Genomic DNA, 19,031 nt, shown 5'->3' on the forward strand with positions numbered 1-19,031 from the left:
GACAAAGATTTTCATGGCATCTGTCATCACCATGCCCGCCATCGTTGCCGATGCATCAAGCGCCCTGCTCGCCAACTGGTACAAGCAGCCCGGGGATACGATCCAGGCCGGCGAGCCGCTGGCCGAAATCGAAACCGAAAAAGCCACCGTGGACTATGAGTCGGAAGCCTCCGGCACCCTGGCCCAGCTGCTGGTCGCCGCGGGAGACGAGGTAGCAGTAGGCACGCCCATCGCCGTGCTGACCCAGGCAGCGGACACCGAAGAACAGGTGGCGCAGGCGCTCGCCCAAGCCGGGGCCGGGGCCGGCGCCCAGCCAGCACCCGCCGCAGCGCCGGAGGCAGCGGCTCCCCCAGCTGGCGCCGCGGGCAAGCAGGCCGAGCGCACCTTCAGTTCGCCGCTGGCCCGCCGCATGGCCCGCGAACACCGGATCGATCTGGCACAGCTGGAAGGCAGCGGCCCCTCCGGGCGCATTGTGCGCAGCGACGTCGAGAAGGCGATCGCCGCCTCAGCCCCGGCCTCATCAGCCGCGCCATCGCCCGCCGAAGCACAGCAGCCCGCAGCCGCCACGGCACCCGCCGCGGCACCATCTGCAGCCGAACTGCCTGCCGGCGCCACTCGGATCGAACTGACCAGGATGCGCAAGGCAATTGCCCGCCGATTGACCGAATCAAAGAGCACCGTCCCGCATTTCTACCTCTCCCAGGACATTGAGGTGGATGCGCTGCTGGCGCTGCGCCAGCAGCTCAAGGCGGCCAGCCCAGCGAGGATCACCGTCAACGATCTGATCCTCAAGGCGGTGGCCCACGCACTGATCGAGGTGCCGGCCGCCAACGCCTGCTGGAACGGGGGCTCCATCACCCAGTTCTCCACCGCTGACATTTCCGTGGCCATCGCCACCGACACAGGACTGGTCACCCCGGTGCTGCGAGGGGCGCAGGCCATGTCCCTGGGCGCGGTCAGCAGCACGGTGGCGGATTTCGCCGCCCGAGCCAAGAACAACGCCCTCAACCCGGCCGAACTTGCCGGCGGCTCATTTACCGTCAGCAACCTGGGAATGTTCGGCACCCAGCAGTTCACCGCCATCCTCAACCCACCGCAGGCAGGGATCCTGGCTGTCGGCGCCGCGGCACAGCGCCCGGTAGTCAAGGACGGCCAGCTGCAGGTCGCCACCGTGATGACCTGCACGCTGTCAGCCGATCACCGCGTCATGGACGGGGCCGTGGCGGCGCAGCTGCTGGCAGCGATCCAGCGAAACCTCGAGCAGCCGCTCTCCCTCTTGGTCTAAATCTTCTTCGACAATGGAGTCACCAATGAACACCGTCAATACCCCGACAGCCTCCGCTCGCAGCGTTGCGGCAGTCAACACCAAGATCATGCGCCGGCTCATGCCGCTGCTCATGCTCGTCTACGTCATTTCCTTCCTGGACCGCACGAACATCTCCATGGCCAAGGACCGGCTGGAAGCCGACCTCGGGCTCTCTGCCGCCGCCTACGGCCTAGGTGCCGGACTGTTCTTCCTGGCCTACGCGGCCCTGGAAATCCCGAGCAACATGATCATGCACAAGGTCGGCGCCCGGGCATGGATCTTCCGCATCATGATCACCTGGGGCGTCATCTCCGGCTGCATGGCACTGGTGAACAACGAGGCGAGCTTCTACATCCTGCGCATCCTGCTCGGCGCCGCCGAGGCAGGCCTCTTCCCCGGGGTCATGCTGTACCTGACCTATTGGTTCGGCAGGGACATGAGGGCCCGCGCCAACGGCTACTTCCTGGTCGGCGCCTGCATCGCCAGCATCATCGGCGGCCCGCTGGGCGGCGTGCTGCTGCAGCTGGACGGCATGGGCGGGCTGCACGGCTGGCAGTGGATGTTCATCATCGAGGCCATCCCCGCGGTGCTGCTCTCCCCGGTCATCCTGCTGATGCTGCCGAACAAGCCGCAGAACGCCAAATGGCTGACGGCTGAAGAAGCCACGGAGATCACCGAGCGCCTGGCGCGCGAGGAAGCCGAGTCCCTGGCCGCCTCCGGCACCCGATCCTTCATGGGCATCTTCAAGGACCGCACGGTGATGTTTGCGATCTTCATCAACCTGGCCCACCAGATTTCGCTGTACTCGGTCACCTACTTCCTGCCCAGCATCATCGCCAAGGCCTCGGAAACCGCAATGGCTACCTGGCTGATCGGTTCGCTGGCAGCCATTCCATGGTTCTTCGGCGCCCTGGGCGCGCTGTTCATCACCCCACAGGCCACCAAGACCCCGAACCGCACCAAGCGCGCGGTCACCGTGGGCCTGCTGGCCATGACCGTGGGCACCGTCGTGGGAGTCATCGGTGGCCCGGTGCTGGGCATGGTGGGCTTCGCGCTGGCAGGCCTGTTCTGGTTCGTGGTGCAGCCGATCATGTTCTCGGTCCCGGGCAACCGGCTTGGCGGCCTGACCCTTGCCACCGGCCTGGCGCTGATGAACACCGTGGGCATCACCGGCGGGTTCTTCGGGCCGACGGTCATGGGCTTTGCCGAAAGCGCTACCGGCAACCCGCTGGCGGGCCTGTGGTTCGCGGTGGTTCTGCTGCTGGCGGCGGTTGCCGCCTCGTTCTTCCTGCAGTTCGACCCCGCCAAGAAGCCAGGCAAGAACTAGCCATTAAAGCCATGATGCCTTGAACTGCGTTTGCCGCAGTTCAAGGCATCATGTGGTTAATCCGCGCAGGCGGTGCGCCTGCTAGAAGGGCACTCCGCTGCGCAGGATCACATTGGCGTAGGCGGTGGCTCGAGCATGACTTTGAAAATACGTCTCTAATCACCAAATGATCGTCTGGGCATTAGCACCGCGAGACCGCATCAGTCTCCTAATCGGAAACCAAGCTACTTCGAGCGAATTGGGCAGTCTTCGAAGCAAAGCAGAGTTTTGAAGACTGAATCCATACAATTGACCATAGAGAACATACCGCTAAGTAGCTGATTGAAGTCTAATTACACTATAGGAAATACCTTCAACTGAGCTGTTAGCCCCACTCACACTCGGAGAACGAAAAAACTCCATAAGTCCTCGAACGTCCTCCGCTTGCAAATTTTCTTTGTGAATTAATTTTTCAAAGTCAGTCAATAGTTTCCCGTTAAGCTCCGAATGAACTTTAAAGGAGAATATGATTTCAACCATCTCACCTGGTGCGAGTTCACGCACTACGGCAGAATAAAGACCAAGATCTTTATTCAGTGCCGCATTTTCTATTTCTCTGATATGCAATCCAGGATAAGCAGTGGGAGATGCATCTTTCGCTTCCGTAATTTCAATACCACCTACGCAATCTGCGCCACTCAACCATGCGTCTTTACCATCAGACTCACGGACACCATCCACTGGAATTTCAATAGTTCCACAAAGAAAATTCGTTCCCGAATATTCCATTTGAATATCATGCGCTGTTCCAGGCCCATTATTCCGAAGAGTCCAAATCAGATCCCAGCTACCCGGCTTGTTGTAGCGAACTTTCCACTCTGGCGACAGACTGGCATGATTCGCGCGATCTTCCACGTCACGCGCGTACTGCACTACCATAAAAGAGCACACAATAGCTCCGACAGCCGCAATTGCACTCAAAGCCGACCACGCCGGATGCTCCCAGAAGAGACGCCATCTAGTTTTGGTTAACTGACTGTCGACCCGACTAGTTTCATTATCAGAACCAAGCCTCTTAGAACTACTCGTTCGACCTTTAGCCTTCGACCTATTTTTACCACTCATTAGATAATTTATACGGCAAAAAACCGTATCGGCCAAACAATCAATTACACCATTATCAAGCTAATGACAATCTCATATATCAAGACATTCAATTCTAGATGCTAGAAGGGCACCCCGCTGCGCAGGATCACATTGGCGTAGGCGGTGGCCTCGCCGGTGCGGACCACCAGCTTGGCGTTGGTGATCTGCGCCTTGAGCTCTTCGTGGCTGATGAAGCCTGGCTCCAACCCGGCCTCGGTGCACCAGCCGTACACTGCGGTGCCCTTGGCTTCAGAGGCCAGGGTGCTGTGCTCGATGACCAGGTTGCGGGCCAGCACGTCGAGCACCGCGGTGAAGGACAGCTGGCCCTTGACCAGCGCCAGGTCGACCACCGGGGTGCCAGCCGGCAGCGGCAGGCCGTAGTCGGCGATGATCACTGTGTCGGTGTGCCCCAGGGTTGCCAAGGCGGCAAGCAGCGGAGCGTTGAGGATGTCGGTTTTCAGCACTGTGGTGCGGTCTTTCTTTAGAGGTTGTCCACGCTGCGCGGGTAGGAGGCCTGGGCCCCGTGGCCCTGCACCGTCAGCGCGGCGAATTTTCCGGCGAAGCCAGCCGCCTGCACCAGGGTGTCCCCGGCGGCAAGGCGCGCGGCCAGGGCGCCGGTGAAGGCGTCCCCGGCGCCGGTGGTGTCCACCGCCTTGACCTTCACCGCCGGCAGCTGCTGCACCGTGCCGCCCTCTGCCACCAGGCAGCCATTGGCTCCCAGGGTGATGACCACCGAGGCGATGCCGTGGGCCAGCAGCTTGGCGGCGATGGCCTCCTCAGGCTCGTCAACCGGCTGGTCTGCGCCGTCCAGCTGCGCGAGGATCAGCGCCGCCTCGTGCTCATTGGCCACCAGCGGGTTGGCCGCCAGCAGGTACCGGCGCTCCAGTTCGATCACCGGAGCCAGGTTCAGTACCACCCTCTCGGCGGCCGCGTCGATCGCGGCGCCGATGCCGGAGGCAGGGATCTCCCCCTGCAGCACCAGGATGCCGTGCAGTTCGCCGGCGGCCTTCACCGCTGCGGCATCCACGCTCGCGTTGGCGCCGGGGACCACCGCGATGCAGTTCTCCGCGCCGGCATCCACCTGGATGATCGCCACCCCGGTGTTCTCCGGGACCCGGGCCACCCGGCCCAGCTGCACGCCGGCGGCGTCCAGCTGTTCCAGGGCGATCTGTGCATTCGGATCTTGGCCGACGGCCCCGATGAATTCGGTGCGCGCCCCTGCCAGGGCGGCGGCCAGCGCCTGGTTGGCGCCCTTGCCGCCGGGAGTGAGCTGGTAGGAATCTGCAAGAACCGTTTCCCCGGGGGCCGGCAGGCGGTCCATCAGCGCGGTGATGTCGACATTGCTGGATCCGACGACGGTGACCTGGGGCTGCTCCAGGGGCTGTTCCATGAGTTCTTCCTTAGCTGCTGCGCCCGGCGGGGCGGTGGATGGGTGCTAGTTCTTTGCGTACTCGGCGATGTTCTTCGAATCCACGGTGTCAACTGCCACCTGGACGTTGGATTCGACCTCTTCGCCAGCCACTGCCTTGCTCATCAGCTGCACCGACTGCTTGCCCAGCTCTTCCGGGTTCTGCGCGATGGTGGCCAGCAGGGTGCCGTCCTTCACTGCCTTGAAGCCGTCTTCGGTGCCGTCAAAGCCGACCACCTTCACGTCCTTGCCGGCCTTGGCGCCCAGCGCCTGGATGGCGCCCAGGGCCATCTCGTCGTTCATTGCCAGCACGCCGGCGGCGTCCGGGTTGGACTGCATCAGGTTGGTGACCACGTCCAGCGCCTCGGCGCGGTCGAAGTTCGCGGTCTGCTTGGAGACGACCTTGATGTCCGGGTAGCCTGCCAAGCCCTTGGTGAAGCCCTCGCCGCGCTCGTTGGTGGCGGAGGCGCCGGGGACGCCCTCGAGCACGATGATCTTGCCCTTGCCGTCCAGCGAATCAGCCAGTGCCTTCGCAGCCTGCTCGCCGCCAGCCACATTGTCGCTGGCCACGAAGGAGGCGATCTTGGTGTTGCCCACGGAGCGGTCCACGGCAACGATCGGCAGGTTGGCCTTCACTACCGGCGCCAAGCCGGCTTCTGCGGTTTCGGTGTCCACCGCGTTGATGATCACGCCCTGCGCGCCGTTGGTGGCGGCGGTGGCCAGCTGGTTAGCCTGGGTGGCGGAGTCGTTCTGGGCGTCGACCACCGAGAGCTTCACGCCCAGGGCGTCTGCCTCGGCCTGGGCGCCGTCGCGCAGGTCGACGAAGAACGGGTTGTTCAGGGTGGAGACTGCCAGGGTGACCTGGGCTCCGTCGGCGGCGGCGTCGGTGCCGCGGTTGCAGGCTGCCAGGCCGGCGATCATGGCCAGGGACATGGATACGGCTGCGGTCTTGCGCACGATGCTCTTCATGGGGGTTCTCCTTTGAACGGGTGGGGTGTTGATGAGCGGGGTAATGACTGGCGGGGTATTTAGTGGCGGACGTTCTTGCGGCGCAGCACGTCGAAGCCCACGGCGATGGCGATCACCGCGCCGATGACTACCTGCTGCCAGAAGGCTGAAACCGAGAGCAGGTTCAGGCCGTTGCGGATCACCGCGAGCACCAGCGCACCGATCAGGGTGCCGGAGATGCGTCCGACGCCGCCGGAGAGCGAGGCGCCGCCGATGACCACCGCGGCGATGGCATCCAGCTCATAGCCGGAGGCCAGGGTGGGCTGGGCTGAGTCCAGGCGGCCTGCCAGGATCATGCCTGACAGGGCGGCGAAGACGCCGGAGATCACGAACACGGTGACCAGCACGCGCTTGACCGGGATGCCTGAAAGGCGGGCAGCCTCGGTGTTGCCGCCCACGGCGAAGGCGTTCTTGCCGATGACGGTGCGGTTCAGCACAAAGGCGGCGATCAGGCCGGAAACCACCAGGATGATAATCGGCACCGGGACCACGCCCAGGTCCCCGCCCAGCCAGGACACCGAGGCGCCGGTGGAGATGGGGCGGCCGTCGGAGATCACCAGGGTCAGGCCGCGCACCACGGTGAGCATGGCCAGCGAGGAAATGAAGGTCGGCAGCTTGCCGTAGGCGCTCATTGCGCCGGTAACCCAGCCGCAGGCCGCGCCCACCGCAAGGCCCACCGGGATGGACAGCGCATCGGGCAGGCCGGCGGTGGTGATCCAGTAGGAGGAGGCCATGGCTGACAGGGCCGCGACCGAGCCGACGGACAGGTCGATGCCGGCGGCGACGATCACGAAGGTCATGCCATAGGCCATCACCGCGATGGTGGAGACCTGGATGCCGATGTTCAGCAGGTTCGGCCCGGTCAAGAAGCGCGGGGTGGCGATGAACAGTGCCAGGCACAGCACCACCAGGCCCACCAGGGCGCCGTTGTTGGCAAGGAATGCCTTGACGTCGAAGCCCTTCTTCGGGGCAATAGCTGTGCTGCTCATTAGTTCTCTTCCATTTCGTTCTCGCGGTGCACATTGCTCACGGCCAGCGCCATGATGGAATCCTGGGTGGCCTGCGCGGTGGGGATCTCCCCGGCGATCCGGCCCTGGCTCATCACCAGCACCCGGTCCGACATGCCCAGCACTTCCGGCAGTTCGCTGGAGGCCATCAGCACGCAGCCGCCAGAGGCGGTGATTTCGTTGATCAGTTCGTAGATTTCGACCTTGGCGCCCACGTCCACGCCGCGGGTCGGCTCGTCCAGCAGCAGCACCTTGGCCCCGGCGGTGAACCAGCGGCCGAACACCGCCTTCTGCTGGTTGCCGCCGGACAGCGAGCGGATCGGGGCGTCGATGCTGCCCATGCGGATGCGCAGGCGTTCTGCCACCTGCTGCGCCCGTTCGCGCTGGCCCTTGCGGTCCACCAGGCCGCCGCGGGAGGTGGCGGCCATGGTCGCGTAGCCGATGTTCTCCGCCACCGAAGCGTCCAGCACCAGGCCCTGGGTCTTGCGGTCTTCGGGCACGTGCCCCACCCCGGCCCGGGTGGCGGCCGCCACGTCGAAGCTGGGCAGCTTCTTGCCGGAAACCAGCACGGTGCCTGAGGAGTACTTGTCGGCCCCGGCGATCGCGCGGATCAGCTCGGTGCGCCCAGCGCCCATCAGACCCGCCAGCGCCACGACCTCGCCGGGGCGCACGCTCAGCGAGACGTTCTGCAGCATGCCCTCGGAGAGGTTCTGAACGCTCAGCAGCGGCTGGGATCCAGGTTCCTGGGCCACGCGCGGGAACTGCTCGTCGATGTCGCGGCCTACCATCAGGCGCACCAGTTCGTTCTCTTCGGTGTCCGCCGGGACGGTGGCGATGAACTTGCCATCGCGCAGCACGTTAACGAAGTCGCCGATCTCAGCGATCTCGTCCAGGTGATGGCTGATGAACACCATGCCCACGCCCTGGGTTTTCAGGCTGCGCACCACGGCGAACAGGTGGGCGATCTCCGCCTTGGTCAGCGCCGCGGTGGGCTCGTCGAGAACCAGCACGCGGGCGTCCAGCGAGAGCGCCTTGGCGATCTCCACCAGCTGCTGCTGGGCCAGGCCCAGCTCGCCGACCTTGGTGTCCACATCAAGGTTCAGCCCCAGCTTGTCGAGCGCCTCGCGGGCGATCTGCCGCATGGCCCTGCGGTTGATGATGCCGAAGCGGCGCGGGACGCGGCCCAGGGTGATGTTCTCCGCGATGCTCATCGAGGGCACCAGGTTCAGCTCCTGGTGGATGGTGGCGATGCCCAGCGCCTCGGAGGCCTTGGTGTCGGGGATCTTCACCGGGCTGCCGTCCAGCAGGATCTGCCCGGAGTCCGGTTCGTGCACCCCGGCAATCATCTTGATCAGGGTGGACTTGCCGGCGCCGTTCTCGCCGAGCAGCACCGAGACCTGGCCCGCGCGGACCTCGACGGTGACGTCGTCGATGACGGTGACCGGGCCGAATGACTTGCTGACGTTCTTCAGCACGAGCAAAGCATCATGACTCATGGGTGGGCGTTCCTTCCATCTTTGCTGCACCGGTTCGCGCCCGTGACAGGGATTCTCGCTGGGTGAAGTGGCTGATAAATTCTTCTGGCTCCGGACTCTGGCCTGCCATCACCGCTGTGAGCGCGGCGACCGCAGCCCGGCCCATGCCTGACAAGTCGTGGCTGATCGTTGAAATCGGCGGGTCGTGCATGAGCATCGCGTCCACCTCGTCGAAGGTGATCACCGAGAGCTCCTGTCCGATCGCCACCCCCGCTTCCCGCCAGACGGTCAGCGCGCCGATGGCCATGGGGGCGTCGGCGATGACCACCGCCGTGGGGGCCGCCGGGTGATCCAGCAGCCAGCGCGCGCCGCGGGCGCCGGAGCCTGCCTTGAAGTCGCCGGCGAAGTGCAGGCTCTCATCGATGTCCAGGCCGTTGGCTTCCAGCGCCGCGTCGAAGGCGCGGTGGCGTTCGCGGGCGGTGGAGGCGTGGTCCGGGCCGCCGATGAAGGCGATCTTCTCGTGCCCCAGGTGCTTGAGCGTGGCGATGGCCTCGTTCAAGGCCTCGGTACTGGAGGCGGTGATCGAGGGAACCTGGACTCCGGCCAGGCTGCGGTCGACGAACACCACCGGGGTGCCTGAAGCGATCAGCCGCTGCAGCATGCCGCTGGGGCGCTCGGCGTCTTCGCCCAGCCCCTGGGGCACCATGATCAGCCCGTCGACGCGGCGCGAGAGCATGGCCGCCAGGAAATCGTCCTGCTGGGCGGAGTCTTCGTTGGCGTTGCCGATGAATGTCATAATGCCTTCGGCGTGGGCCTGCTGCTCCACGGCGTGGGCTAGGTCGGAGAAGTAGGGGTTGCGCACATCGGAGATCAGCAGCGCGATGGTGTCTGTTTTGGTGGAGCGCAGGGAGCGGGCCTGGGCGTTGGGAACGAATCCCAATTCTTTGGCGGCGGCTTCCACCTTGGCGCGGGAAGCAGGCGAGGTTGCCGGATGACCAGAAAGCACGCGCGAGGCGGTGGCGGAGGATACTCCGGCAGCCTTGGCCACGTCTTTGATCGTGATGGCATTCATCGTTAGAAAAGCCCCTTTGCTTCACTATGTAATCGATTCCATGGAATCGATTACATAGTTTTCCCCACGCGCTTCACGATGTCAACAACCAACGCCTCGGGCGCTCGACAGGAGGCTTCCGCGACCTAAAAATCCATGGCCCCACAAGGAGTTCTTAAGCCCATGAGTTGCGCAACGCAGAATAAGTCAGATTTAAGGTTTCCAGGATCCCGTTCGCCTGCCGCAGCTGCCCGCAGGCACACGCAAGGATGACTATCATGGTTGATGTGTCGGTTAACCAGCTTTCAGACAGCGCGCAGAACTACCTCAAGATCATCTATGGCTTGAATGAATGGTCCGATGAGCCAGTCACCGCCAGCGTGATTGCCAGCAAGTCGGGCATGAAGCTCTCCACCGTCTCCGGCGCCCTGACAAAGCTGCGTCAGCAGGGACTGCTGGACCATGCACCCTACGGCGCCGTCAGCCTCACCGACATCGGCCGCGAATACGCGGTGGCCATGGTCCGCCGCCACCGCTTGATCGAGACTTTCCTGGTGCAGATGCTCAACTACGGTTGGGAGCAGGTGCATGACGAGGCCGAGCAGCTGGAGCATGCGGTCTCCGACTTCATGATCGAGCGCATCGACGAGCTCTTGGAATACCCGACCCGCGACCCGCACGGCGATCCGATCCCCACCGCCAGCGGCGAAGTGGCCATTCCGCAGGCCATCCAGTTGGCGCATGTCAAAGACGGTTCGCGGGTGGTGGTCGAGCGAATTTCAGACGACGACTCTGACCTGCTGCAGTATTTCCTGGAACAGGGAATCACCGTCGGCGCACAGCTGCAGATCACTGCCGGAGATCCGTTCTCCGATACCCTCGAGATCCAGGCAGATTCGACCAAGGAGCCATTGCGGCTGGGCATCCGAGCCACGAGCTCGGTGTGGGTTTCGCTTCAATCTTGATACAGATCCGCTGGACCAGAAGACACTTTGCCTATTGGTCAGCGAAGAGTTATTGAATGTTAGCTATTCCATATATGGAATGGTTTTTAGTATCATTCCATATATGGAAAGCCCTCATATCAACGACTGGGTGCGCAGGTCAGGCCTGACGAAGTCAGCTGTATCGGCATTGTCTGGAGCATCTCTTTCGACAATTCATCGCATCCAGAATCAACAAACTGATCCACAGCTGGGCACTTTACGCGAGCTAGCGATCGCCTGCGGGCTCGACTTCGATGTACAAGTACGGCCTCTTTGCGACCCGAATGCGGCCCAGGCCGCGAGGATGTTGCTTGAAATCGGCTTTTCTCCAGATCATCAACACAAAGCAGATGAATGGATCAAGCGTTTCGAACGTGCTGGTTTTCGCACATCTGTCGATCTCTTGAAGGCTGCAGGTCGGAGTAGCGGGCTACTCCATCTTTCTTCTCCCAGCACCTATCTGCGCGGTGATGTGAGGCCGCTGCGCCTCGCGTCTGCGGGAGATGCCAGTGGCGGCTCGTGGGCTCTTTCCGGCAAGGCGCATTTGGAATTAGGGGCAGCAAAGAAGCTTTCGGGTCCTCACATACTCTGGGCAGAAGACGCAGCGAGGGCCACTTCCATGCTCAGGGATTCAATGGTTCCCGCACGGTCAGCATCAACTGCGACTGCAATCATTGCTCAGGCCACGCCGGCACTTTTTCAACATTCTTTCACTCACGAGCGAATCAATTTCGTTTCGCCTGTACAAGCTCTCATCGATGGCTTTTCCTTAGGCAATGAACTTGCTGACGTAGCCTTGGACATCGCGAAGAGAGTGGTGGATTCGGACGATTCCTAGTCACTAGACAAGATTTCAGAGCGGCTGCTGGGCAAACCTTTCAACCGGCTTCAAGCAACCTAGTCCACACCTCTAGCCGGATCGCGGCATTATGGCCACTTCATGGATTGCTCTTCTGGGCCAATGCACCGTCTCGCTATTGGTCGCCACACGTTGCTCGGGACTGCCAAGCATTGCCGCTTGCTCAATTAACGAATAGCTTTTCAGAGAAGCCGCATAGGCACGGTTCCAGCTGAGAATTACACTAGGTAAGTGCCTTTGCCTTTAGATCGACTTATCTATATAGATGATTCCGGACATCCACAAAGTGGGTTAGTGATCTACGGATGGATTGAGTTTCAGCCGGACCATTGGTCCTCAGTGCTTCGGAATTGGCTCGACCTACGCAAAAGATTATGGCGAGAATACAACATCCCAGTAACTCAGGAACTGCACACCACTGAATATGCCAACGGTCGCGGACGCATTTCTACCAAAATGCCAGACCGATTTGTTCACGAGGGAAATAAGTACTGGAAAGACCTCGGCAGGGAAGTCGCTCTTGAATGTCTGGAGACTCTGCGGTCCACCGAGGGACTACGACTTGGTTCTGTCTACAGAAGAGGGACACCACAGGATCTGGCACAGACGAGATCAGCAACCTACAAGTCACTCATAAACATATTTGAGCTAGAGCTCGAAAAATCTGAGTCACTAGCAATGATCGTCATGGACGGGGATGGCAGCGACAGTTCGTATAAAGACACCCACCGAAGCCTGGAGCTTAGCAAAAGGCACGTGATTGAGGATGCAATCCATCTCGATTCGAAAAATTCCCAGTTGGTTCAAATGGCAGACCTCGTAGCGTGGAGCGCCAATGCTTTCATCGATCAGCACTCTAAAAATCGATTTGCCCAAGAGTGGTATCCGAGTTACTTATCAGAACGGGATCCGAGCCGATTTCCACGTGAAATCTAGCGGTTAAACAGCTAGACCCCCATGATCTCAAGTGTATGAGGGGGGTCTGCAAGTCAAACTATACATGCGAATACACGCTAAAATCAAACTGTCGAGTCCTGTCAAGTCTGAGCACCGAGCAGCCTAGCACTATCCGAGTTCATGCAGCTCATTGGTTTCATTGCCCCCGTGCCACAGCGCTTCCAAATGGCGAACCAATGCATCGCTTGATATAGGGCTGTTGACTTCAACAAAGAGGTTCTATTGAGCTGAATTCGGCAAGTCCCTTCCGCTACAGAGCCGAAGAGTCACTGCTTCCATATTTTCCATATTCCCCTGAGACCCGGATCCGTCAAAGAGCTTGCCGACGGATAGGTCTGTGAAGCAGGTGTGAACATTCGCGCAATTGCCAGCATCGCGCCTACTCAGTCCCTCAAAGTGGGTCTGAAGAACTGAGCAGGCGATTTTCTCCCGCTGACGCAGACAGCCTCTAGCTAGGCCTTCACCGCCAGGTGCGAAATGTACTCAGGCAGTTGGTGTACGCCGTCGAGGATGACGTCGTGGTCGAAGCGCTCAAGGTCTTCGCGTCCCAGCTTTCCGGTAAGCACGCCCACCGCCTTCACACCTGCATTGGTGGCGGCCTGCAGGTCGTTCACGGTGTCGCCGGCGGCGATCACCCAGGTAACATCGCGAACTCCGGTCAGCTCCATCACGCGGTGAATCATGTAGGGAGCTGGACGTCCTGCTGCCACTTCGTCTGCTGTCACCACCGCATCCAGCAGTTCGCCTTCTCCGGTCTTCCAGCCCAGTTCTTCCAGCAGCACGCTGGCCACATCGCGGGAGAAACCTGTGGTCAATGCAATCTTGATTCCCTGCTTCTTCAGCTTCTCAAATGCTTCCACCACCCCTGGCAGCGCCACCGGCGGGTTGGCCTCGTAGTAGGAAAGCAGCAGCTGGCGGAACCTGTCGAAGGTCGTGTCCACCAGCTTCTCCTCGGCAACTCCCCCGCCCAGCTGGATCAGGTTCGTGATGGCTTCACGCTTCTCGGCGCCCATCCACAGCTGCAGGTTCTCTGGGCTGACCTGAACGCCGGTCTCCATGACGCTGTCGGCCAGTGCGCGATAGACGTCTGCATGCTCATCGATGGTGGTTCCTGCCATGTCGCAGGCAACAAGTTCAATCATGGTGTTTTCCTTTTGTGTGAAATCGGCGGCTAGGCAACGGCACTGGGAATCCGCGACAGGGCCGCCCGGTGCTCGCTGGTGTTTTCAATGGTGAAGTTCGCCAGCTGCGGCAGGTAGCGGTCATCGGAGTATTCGAGGACCTCGCCGGTGCTGGTGGAAGTGATGCGCTGCTCGCGCAGCAGCGGGGTGCCTTGGGCAACGCCGAGCAGTTCGCTGTCTGTGGCATCGGCGGCCACCGCGTCGATGATGTGCCGGCCGCGGGCCAGGTCGATGCCCTGCTCGCGCAGGTAGCTGAAGATCGAGCCGGAGTCGGTGTCGAAGTCGAAGAGCAGCCGCCCGGCTTCCGGTTCAAAGCTGCTGCGTTCGATCATTGCAGGGGTTCCATCCAGCAGGCGCAGGCGAAGCACCTGCACCACCATGCTCGACTCTTCGACCTGCAGCTGTTGGGCCACCTGCTCGCCTGCAGTGCGCTTGGCCAGCTCGATGGTGCGCTGCCCGGGTTCCTGGCCCACCGAATGGGCCCATTCGGTGAATGACATGAAGGTGGAGAAAGACTGCGACTTCACCGCATGGGCCACCACCGGAGGCTTGCCCTGCCCGCCGGAAATCAGGCCTTCTGCACGCAGCGCGGCCAGCGCGTGGCGCACCGTTCCCCGCGATGCATTGGACTGCAGGCACAGCTCGGCTTCGCTGGGAAGCTGATCACCCTCGGCCCAGCGGCCGGAGGCGATGTGCGCACGCAATTCGGCCGCCAGCACCTGATGCTTTGGTTGATTCTTATTCTGGGTCACCACTTGATCATACAAGTGGAAAATCCCCAATCACAGGGGTTTAGCAGGCCAAGAAGTGAAGCTTTAGTTAACGGAAATCTCCCAATCTGAACTTCAGGCAAACTTGTTCAAACAAGTGCCAATCTGGCTTGAATTGCCCTTTCCACACCCCGCATGATCGATTCCGTGAAGAACGAAAACAACTTCAGCAAGCAGCCAACCGCCGTCGAAAAAACCGACGTGCTGATCGTCGGTGCGGGCATTGTGGGACTGGCCCACGCCGCCCAGGCGCTGGACGCCGGCTACTCGGTGACAGTCATCGACAGGGACCACCAGGCGGTCGGAGCCTCGGTGCGCAACTTCGGCCACTGCTGCATCACCGCACAGAGCGGCGAACTCTACGAGATTGCGCAGAACGGCCGCGGCCTGTGGCTCGACTATGCACAGCGTGCGGGGTTCTGGGCTGTTGAATCAGGTGCGGTGGTCGTCGCCTCCACCGAGACCGAGCTTCAGGTGCTGCGCGAACTCTCCGGCGAGCGCGAGGCAGGCCAGGTCGAACTGCTCAGCGCCCAGCAGGTCGCCGCCCACCTGGGGCGCAGCGGCACCGAGGGAATCCTCGGCGGCGCCCGCCTGCGCGACGACCTCCGGGTGGACCCGCGCACCACCGTGGCCACGCTGGCCGCCTGGATCGATGCGCAGCCGCGCGGACAGGTGCTGTTCAATACCAGTGCGCTGGGCTTTGACGCCGGAGAAGAGGCCCGGGCCGTGGTGAACACCAGCCGCGGCCGCATCGCGGCGGACCAGGTCTTCGTGTGCGTCGGCCACGACGTCGACTACCTGTTCCCGCAGCTGGCCGCCGACCACCAGATCCGCCGCTGCGCGCTGCAGATGGCCCGCTCCGAGGCGAAGCCGGAACTGGATCTGTCCCCGGCGATCCTCACCGCCACCTCAATGCTGCGCTACGAAGCGTTCACGCTGGTTCCCTCCGCTGCCAAGCTGCGCGAGGAAGTCGCCGCCAGATCCCCGCAGCTGCTTGCGGCCGAAGCAAACATCATGTTCACCCAGCGCCCCGACGGCTCGCTGTTGCTGGGCGATTCTCACACCTATGAACTGACCCAAACGCCCTTCCTGAACGAGAAGACCTCCAGCCACCTGCTGGAGGCCATCGAAGAGATCTTGGGCGCCGGGCAGCTGGACATCGCCGAACGCTGGCAGGGCATCTATGCCTCCAGCGCGGTGGGTCCGCTGCTTGTCGCCGATGTTGCCGACGGCGTCACCGTGGTCTCGGTGACCGCCGGCGTCGGCATGACCCTGTCCTTCGGCCTGGCGCAGCGAAATGTTGCCCAGCGCCTCACCGATTCCCGCCAGCTGGCCTACTAGTCCCCCTACACTTTTTGGAGCAACTCGCAATGAAGCTTTCCCGCACCCTTCCCCTGGCAGCCCTGTCCCTGGGCCTGCTCGCCATGACCGCCTGCGGCGCCAGCACCGCCAAGGGCAGCACCGAGCCGGCCGCCGAGGCCACGCCTTCCTACTGCGCCGACGGCCCAATCAAGTTCGGCATCGAGCCCTTCGAAGCCCCTGCCAAGCTGGAGCCTGCCTATGGCGTGCTCGCCGACGCGCTGGAGCGCGAACTGAAGTGCGAGGTCGAGGTCCAGGTAGTGGAGGACTACTCGGCAGAGGTGCTCGCCATGCGCAACGGCAAGCTGGACCTGGGCCAGTTCGGCCCGGTGGGCTTTGTCTTCGCCAGCCAGCAGGCCGGGGCCGAGCCGCTGGCTTCCTTCGGCACCGCCGAGGGCAAGCTGAGCACCTACACCGCCGGCATCTGGGTCCCCAAGGATTCACCGGTCAAGAGCATCGAGGACCTGCGTGGCAAGGACCTGGCCCTAGGCAGCGTCGGCTCCACCTCCGGAGATGTGCTGCCGCGCTACGCGCTGAAGACCGCAGGCATCCCGGAGGCGGAGGTGAACATCAACTACGCCGGCGGCCACCCCGAGGCGCTGCTGGCGCTGGCCAACGGCACCGTCGACGCGGCCCAGATCAACACCCAGACCCTCGCCACCGCCGAGGCGGAGGGCACCTTCAAGAAGGAAGACTTCCGCCAGGTCTGGACCTCGGAAGCCATTCCTAACGATCCGATCACCGTTCGCCCGGATGCCGATCCTGCGCTGAAGGAAGCAGTGAAGAAGGCGCTGCTGAACCTGCCCAAGGAAGACATCGCCCAGGTGGGCGAGTTCCTTGACGTGAGCCCCGCCGGCCAGCTGCTGGAGGTCACCAAGGACACCTATAAGCCGCTGTTCGATCTGGCCAGCGAAATGGGCCTGACCGAGAAGGACATCTAATGCAGCAGGCTGCACTGAGCGTGAGCTCCCTTGCCAAGTCCTACAACGGGCGCACGGTGCTGGACGACGTCGACTTCCAGGTCCACCGCGGAGAACTCGTGGCATTCCTGGGAGCCAACGGCTCGGGCAAGTCCACCACCCTCAAATGCGTGGCCGGGCTGGCCGAACCGGATGCCGGGCGCATCGAGCTGGACGGCCAGCAGCTGGCAGGGCTCTCCGGGCGCCAGCTGGCCCTGGCCCGCTCCACTGCGGCCATGGTCTTCCAGAAGATCCACCTGGTGCCGCGGCGCACCGCCCTGGACAATGTCTGCGCCGGCGGCCTGGCCCGGGTCTCCGGGCTGGCCTCCGTCTCCCCGATGTTCTTCTCCCGGCAGCTGCGCGAAGAAGCCATGGCCTGCCTGGACCGGGTGGGCCTGGCGGACCGCGCACTGGAGAAGGTCGGCCGGCTCTCCGGAGGACAGCAGCAGCGCGTGGCCATTGCCCGCGCCTTGTGCCAACGCGCCGCGGTGCTGCTGGCCGACGAGCCGGTCTCCGCGCTCGACCCGAACGCCGCCGAACACGTCATGGCGCTGCTCGCCGAGCTGGCCCACGAGGAAAACCTTGCGGTGGCAGCAGTGCTGCACCAGCCCGAGCTTGCCATCCGCCACGCCGACCGGGCCATCGGGCTGCTGCACGGCAGCATCGCCTTCAACGCCCCGGTGGCCGAACTGAACGAGAAGATCCTTCACACCCTGTACTCCCCCGAAAGGAACGCGGCATGAGCGTGCTCACCGAGCCACGAGCCGGCAAGGCGGCTAAGAGCTGGAACACTGCATCCAGCGCCCCGGCGGCATTGCGCGTCCCGGTAGATCCGAACCGCGGGCGCAAGCGCATGCTGTGGGTCAGCGCCGCGGCAGTCATTGTGGCGCTGCATGTGCTGGCCTTCGCCGGCACCGACTTCGACCCGGCGCTGCTGGTGGACGGCTGGCAGGGCATGGCCCGGTTCATCTCCGATGCCTTCCCGCCGAACCTCGATTGGGAAACTGTCATCAAGCCGGGCCTGGATGCCACCTTGGTGACCCTGTGGATCGGCCTGCTGGGCACCACGCTGTCCATCCCGAGCGCACTGGTGCTGGCGGTGCTCGCCTCGCGCACCACCACCCCGCACCCGGCGGCCTACCAAGTCTCCCGTTCGATCCTCTCCTTCTTCCGCGCCGTACCTGACATCGTGTTCGCACTGATCTTCGTCACCGCGGTGGGCCTGGGCCCCTTCGCCGGCGTGCTGGCGCTGATCTGCCACAACACCGGCGTGATGGGCAAGCTGTGGGCCGAGTCCATGGAAGAGACCGACCAGGGTCCGCAGCAGGCGCTGTCCACCGCGGGCGCCTCCAAGCTGCAGCAGATCGCCCACGGCTCCCTGCCGCTGGTCATCCCGCAGTTCGTCGGGCTGCTGCTCTACCGCTTCGACGTGAACGTGCGCTCCTCGCTGGTGCTGGGCCTGGTGGGCGCCGGAGGCATCGGCCTGCTGATCAACCAGGCGATCAAGTCCTTCCAGTTCGACACCATGCTCACCCACATCATCATCGTGCTGGTGCTGATCATCATCGTCGACCAGGCCTCGGGCTTCATCCGCCGCAAGCTTGCGGTCTAGCAGCACCCCATCACGCAGCGGGGGCCTCCACCTGATGGAGGTCCCCGCTGCGCTGTCTTGGCACCGCTGTCTCGGCGCCCGGCTTGGCACCGGCTCGGCGATCGCCTACCACTGCCGTCACCCTGTAGCGTTAACTGGCGAAGCGCCGCTGGCGCTCACCGACCGCGAAGGACATCCATGAAGGCCGAATCCGCCAAAGAGCCGACTCGCAGACCGGGCACCGGACCGGTGGCGAGAATTTTCCTTGGGCTTCTGGGCATCGGCGCACTGTTCGTGGCCATCAGCTGCGCGGGAGTCGTCTTTTCATCACTCGCAGCCCCACAGCAGGCCTACCAGGCCACGGTGACTGCTCAGTCTTCCGACGCGGCGCTCGGACGCTGCGTCAAGCCGCGGAAATACACCGTCGACTATGTGGACCAGCAGCAGCTCATCACCGAGTCCTTCCCGCTGTGCGCCACGGGCGGCGAGCTGCAGATCGGGCAGCAGGTGGAACTCTGGCGCGGAGCCTCCGGGCACCTGATCACCACCCCGCCGCAGTCGATCGCCTGGATGACCTCGGCATTCGGCCTGCTGAGCCTGGGCCTGTCGTACTTCTGCCTGCGCGCTGCCTTCCGCAGAACACGCAAGACCTAGCCGCCGTG

At 62.9% G+C, this 19,031-nt stretch carries 19 protein-coding genes; 10 read left to right on the forward strand and 9 right to left on the reverse strand.

Annotated elements, in window-relative coordinates; all coding sequences use genetic code 11:
• Positions 1 to 13 precede the first annotated feature (13 nt).
• Both AUR04nite_RS06785 and AUR04nite_RS06790 read left to right on the forward strand, forming a co-directional pair.
• A complete protein-coding gene (locus AUR04nite_RS06785; RefSeq protein ID WP_141363285.1) occupies positions 14 to 1,285 on the forward strand; it encodes a dihydrolipoamide acetyltransferase family protein in 1,272 nt (423 codons plus the stop codon).
• 25 nt (positions 1,286 to 1,310) lie between these two features.
• Positions 1,311 to 2,633 carry an MFS transporter gene (locus tag AUR04nite_RS06790; RefSeq protein ID WP_141363287.1) on the forward strand — a complete coding sequence of 441 codons (1,323 nt, stop codon included), beginning with the start codon at positions 1,311 to 1,313 and terminating at the stop codon, positions 2,631 to 2,633.
• Positions 2,634 to 2,942: 309 nt separating this feature from the next.
• Here AUR04nite_RS06790 and AUR04nite_RS06795 read toward each other — a convergent pair whose 3' ends face one another.
• The 7 genes from AUR04nite_RS06795 to AUR04nite_RS06825 form a co-directional block, all read right to left on the reverse strand.
• Positions 2,943 to 3,737 carry a hypothetical protein gene (locus tag AUR04nite_RS06795; protein ID WP_141363289.1) on the reverse strand — a complete coding sequence of 265 codons (795 nt, stop codon included), beginning with the start codon at positions 3,735 to 3,737 and terminating at the stop codon, positions 2,943 to 2,945.
• 101 nt (positions 3,738 to 3,838) lie between these two features.
• On the reverse strand, positions 3,839 to 4,222 hold the full coding sequence (gene rbsD, locus AUR04nite_RS06800; RefSeq protein WP_141363291.1) for a D-ribose pyranase: 384 nt from the start codon (positions 4,220 to 4,222) through the stop codon (positions 3,839 to 3,841).
• A gap of 17 nt (positions 4,223 to 4,239) precedes the next feature.
• On the reverse strand, positions 4,240 to 5,148 hold the full coding sequence (locus tag AUR04nite_RS06805; protein ID WP_141363293.1) for a ribokinase: 909 nt from the start codon (positions 5,146 to 5,148) through the stop codon (positions 4,240 to 4,242).
• 45 nt (positions 5,149 to 5,193) lie between these two features.
• The gene (locus tag AUR04nite_RS06810) at positions 5,194 to 6,135 is read right to left on the reverse strand and encodes a substrate-binding domain-containing protein (protein ID WP_141363295.1); all 942 of its coding nucleotides are present in this window, start codon (positions 6,133 to 6,135) and stop codon (positions 5,194 to 5,196) included.
• A gap of 59 nt (positions 6,136 to 6,194) precedes the next feature.
• The gene (locus AUR04nite_RS06815; protein ID WP_141363297.1) at positions 6,195 to 7,163 is read right to left on the reverse strand and encodes an ABC transporter permease; all 969 of its coding nucleotides are present in this window, start codon (positions 7,161 to 7,163) and stop codon (positions 6,195 to 6,197) included.
• Complete coding sequence (locus AUR04nite_RS06820; protein WP_141363299.1) at positions 7,163 to 8,677, reverse strand: sugar ABC transporter ATP-binding protein; 1,515 nt, start codon at positions 8,675 to 8,677, stop codon at positions 7,163 to 7,165. Before AUR04nite_RS06820 ends, AUR04nite_RS06815 begins: the two co-directional genes overlap by 1 nt.
• Entirely contained in the window at positions 8,667 to 9,728 is a 1,062-nt protein-coding gene (locus tag AUR04nite_RS06825) for a LacI family DNA-binding transcriptional regulator (protein ID WP_141363301.1), read from the reverse strand. Before AUR04nite_RS06825 ends, AUR04nite_RS06820 begins: the two co-directional genes overlap by 11 nt.
• Positions 9,729 to 9,985: 257 nt before the next feature.
• Between AUR04nite_RS06825 and AUR04nite_RS06830 the strand changes: the two genes are divergently transcribed.
• The 3 genes from AUR04nite_RS06830 to AUR04nite_RS06840 all read left to right on the forward strand — a co-directional run bounded on the left by AUR04nite_RS06830 (position 9,986) and on the right by AUR04nite_RS06840 (position 12,488).
• Positions 9,986 to 10,672 (forward strand): metal-dependent transcriptional regulator, encoded by a 687-nt coding sequence (locus AUR04nite_RS06830; protein ID WP_307723226.1) that lies wholly within the window; start codon positions 9,986 to 9,988, stop codon positions 10,670 to 10,672.
• A gap of 34 nt (positions 10,673 to 10,706) precedes the next feature.
• Positions 10,707 to 11,531, forward strand: a complete 825-nt coding sequence (locus AUR04nite_RS06835; protein ID WP_141363303.1) for a helix-turn-helix domain-containing protein — start codon at positions 10,707 to 10,709, stop codon at positions 11,529 to 11,531.
• A 252-nt stretch (positions 11,532 to 11,783) separates the two neighbouring features.
• Entirely contained in the window at positions 11,784 to 12,488 is a 705-nt protein-coding gene (locus AUR04nite_RS06840; protein ID WP_141363305.1) for a DUF3800 domain-containing protein, read from the forward strand.
• A 473-nt stretch (positions 12,489 to 12,961) separates the two neighbouring features.
• Here the strand turns inward: AUR04nite_RS06840 and AUR04nite_RS06845 are convergent, their stop codons facing one another.
• Together AUR04nite_RS06845 and AUR04nite_RS06850 are read right to left on the reverse strand one after the other, a co-directional pair.
• On the reverse strand, positions 12,962 to 13,651 hold the full coding sequence (locus AUR04nite_RS06845; protein ID WP_141363307.1) for a phosphonatase-like hydrolase: 690 nt from the start codon (positions 13,649 to 13,651) through the stop codon (positions 12,962 to 12,964).
• Positions 13,652 to 13,680: 29 nt separating this feature from the next.
• Positions 13,681 to 14,442, reverse strand: coding sequence for a GntR family transcriptional regulator (locus AUR04nite_RS06850; protein ID WP_141363309.1), 762 nt, complete (start codon positions 14,440 to 14,442; stop codon positions 13,681 to 13,683).
• Positions 14,443 to 14,607: 165 nt separating this feature from the next.
• Between AUR04nite_RS06850 and AUR04nite_RS06855 the strand changes: the two genes are divergently transcribed.
• The 5 genes from AUR04nite_RS06855 (at position 14,608) to AUR04nite_RS06875 (ending at position 19,023) form a co-directional block, all read left to right on the forward strand.
• A complete protein-coding gene (locus tag AUR04nite_RS06855; RefSeq protein ID WP_246055422.1) occupies positions 14,608 to 15,801 on the forward strand; it encodes a TIGR03364 family FAD-dependent oxidoreductase in 1,194 nt (397 codons plus the stop codon).
• A gap of 29 nt (positions 15,802 to 15,830) precedes the next feature.
• The gene (locus tag AUR04nite_RS06860) at positions 15,831 to 16,760 is read left to right on the forward strand and encodes a phosphate/phosphite/phosphonate ABC transporter substrate-binding protein (protein ID WP_141363313.1); all 930 of its coding nucleotides are present in this window, start codon (positions 15,831 to 15,833) and stop codon (positions 16,758 to 16,760) included.
• Complete coding sequence (locus AUR04nite_RS06865; protein ID WP_141363315.1) at positions 16,760 to 17,521, forward strand: phosphonate ABC transporter ATP-binding protein; 762 nt, start codon at positions 16,760 to 16,762, stop codon at positions 17,519 to 17,521. The genes AUR04nite_RS06860 and AUR04nite_RS06865 overlap by 1 nt, the downstream gene beginning before the upstream one ends.
• Positions 17,518 to 18,390: a phosphonate ABC transporter, permease protein PhnE gene (gene phnE / locus AUR04nite_RS06870; RefSeq protein ID WP_246055424.1), complete on the forward strand. Its 873-nt coding sequence runs from the start codon at positions 17,518 to 17,520 to the stop codon at positions 18,388 to 18,390. The genes AUR04nite_RS06865 and phnE overlap by 4 nt, the downstream gene beginning before the upstream one ends.
• A gap of 177 nt (positions 18,391 to 18,567) precedes the next feature.
• Entirely contained in the window at positions 18,568 to 19,023 is a 456-nt protein-coding gene (locus AUR04nite_RS06875) for a hypothetical protein (protein ID WP_141363317.1), read from the forward strand.
• The last annotated feature ends 8 nt before the right edge of the window (positions 19,024 to 19,031 follow it).

It is taken from the genome of Glutamicibacter uratoxydans (genome assembly GCF_006539925.1).
In the GTDB taxonomy this organism is placed as follows: domain Bacteria; phylum Actinomycetota; class Actinomycetes; order Actinomycetales; family Micrococcaceae; genus Glutamicibacter; species Glutamicibacter uratoxydans.

Excerpts from the sequence above, each read along its gene's own strand:
- AUR04nite_RS06785 (WP_141363285.1), top strand. The coding sequence starts at position 14 with ATGGCATCTGTCATCACCATGCCCGCCATCGTTGCCGATGCATCAAGC.
- AUR04nite_RS06790 (WP_141363287.1), top strand. The coding sequence starts at position 1,311 with ATGAACACCGTCAATACCCCGACAGCCTCCGCTCGCAGCGTTGCGGCA.
- AUR04nite_RS06795 (WP_141363289.1), bottom strand. The coding sequence starts at position 3,737 with ATGAGTGGTAAAAATAGGTCGAAGGCTAAAGGTCGAACGAGTAGTTCT.
- AUR04nite_RS06805 (WP_141363293.1), bottom strand. The coding sequence starts at position 5,148 with ATGGAACAGCCCCTGGAGCAGCCCCAGGTCACCGTCGTCGGATCCAGC.
- AUR04nite_RS06810 (WP_141363295.1), bottom strand. The coding sequence starts at position 6,135 with ATGAAGAGCATCGTGCGCAAGACCGCAGCCGTATCCATGTCCCTGGCC.
- AUR04nite_RS06815 (WP_141363297.1), bottom strand. The coding sequence starts at position 7,163 with ATGAGCAGCACAGCTATTGCCCCGAAGAAGGGCTTCGACGTCAAGGCA.
- AUR04nite_RS06820 (WP_141363299.1), bottom strand. The coding sequence starts at position 8,677 with ATGAGTCATGATGCTTTGCTCGTGCTGAAGAACGTCAGCAAGTCATTC.
- AUR04nite_RS06825 (WP_141363301.1), bottom strand. The coding sequence starts at position 9,728 with ATGAATGCCATCACGATCAAAGACGTGGCCAAGGCTGCCGGAGTATCC.
- AUR04nite_RS06830 (WP_307723226.1), top strand. The coding sequence starts at position 9,986 with ATGGTTGATGTGTCGGTTAACCAGCTTTCAGACAGCGCGCAGAACTAC.
- AUR04nite_RS06845 (WP_141363307.1), bottom strand. The coding sequence starts at position 13,651 with ATGATTGAACTTGTTGCCTGCGACATGGCAGGAACCACCATCGATGAG.
- AUR04nite_RS06860 (WP_141363313.1), top strand. The coding sequence starts at position 15,831 with ATGAAGCTTTCCCGCACCCTTCCCCTGGCAGCCCTGTCCCTGGGCCTG.
- AUR04nite_RS06865 (WP_141363315.1), top strand. The coding sequence starts at position 16,760 with ATGCAGCAGGCTGCACTGAGCGTGAGCTCCCTTGCCAAGTCCTACAAC.
- phnE (WP_246055424.1), top strand. The coding sequence starts at position 17,518 with ATGAGCGTGCTCACCGAGCCACGAGCCGGCAAGGCGGCTAAGAGCTGG.
- AUR04nite_RS06875 (WP_141363317.1), top strand. The coding sequence starts at position 18,568 with ATGAAGGCCGAATCCGCCAAAGAGCCGACTCGCAGACCGGGCACCGGA.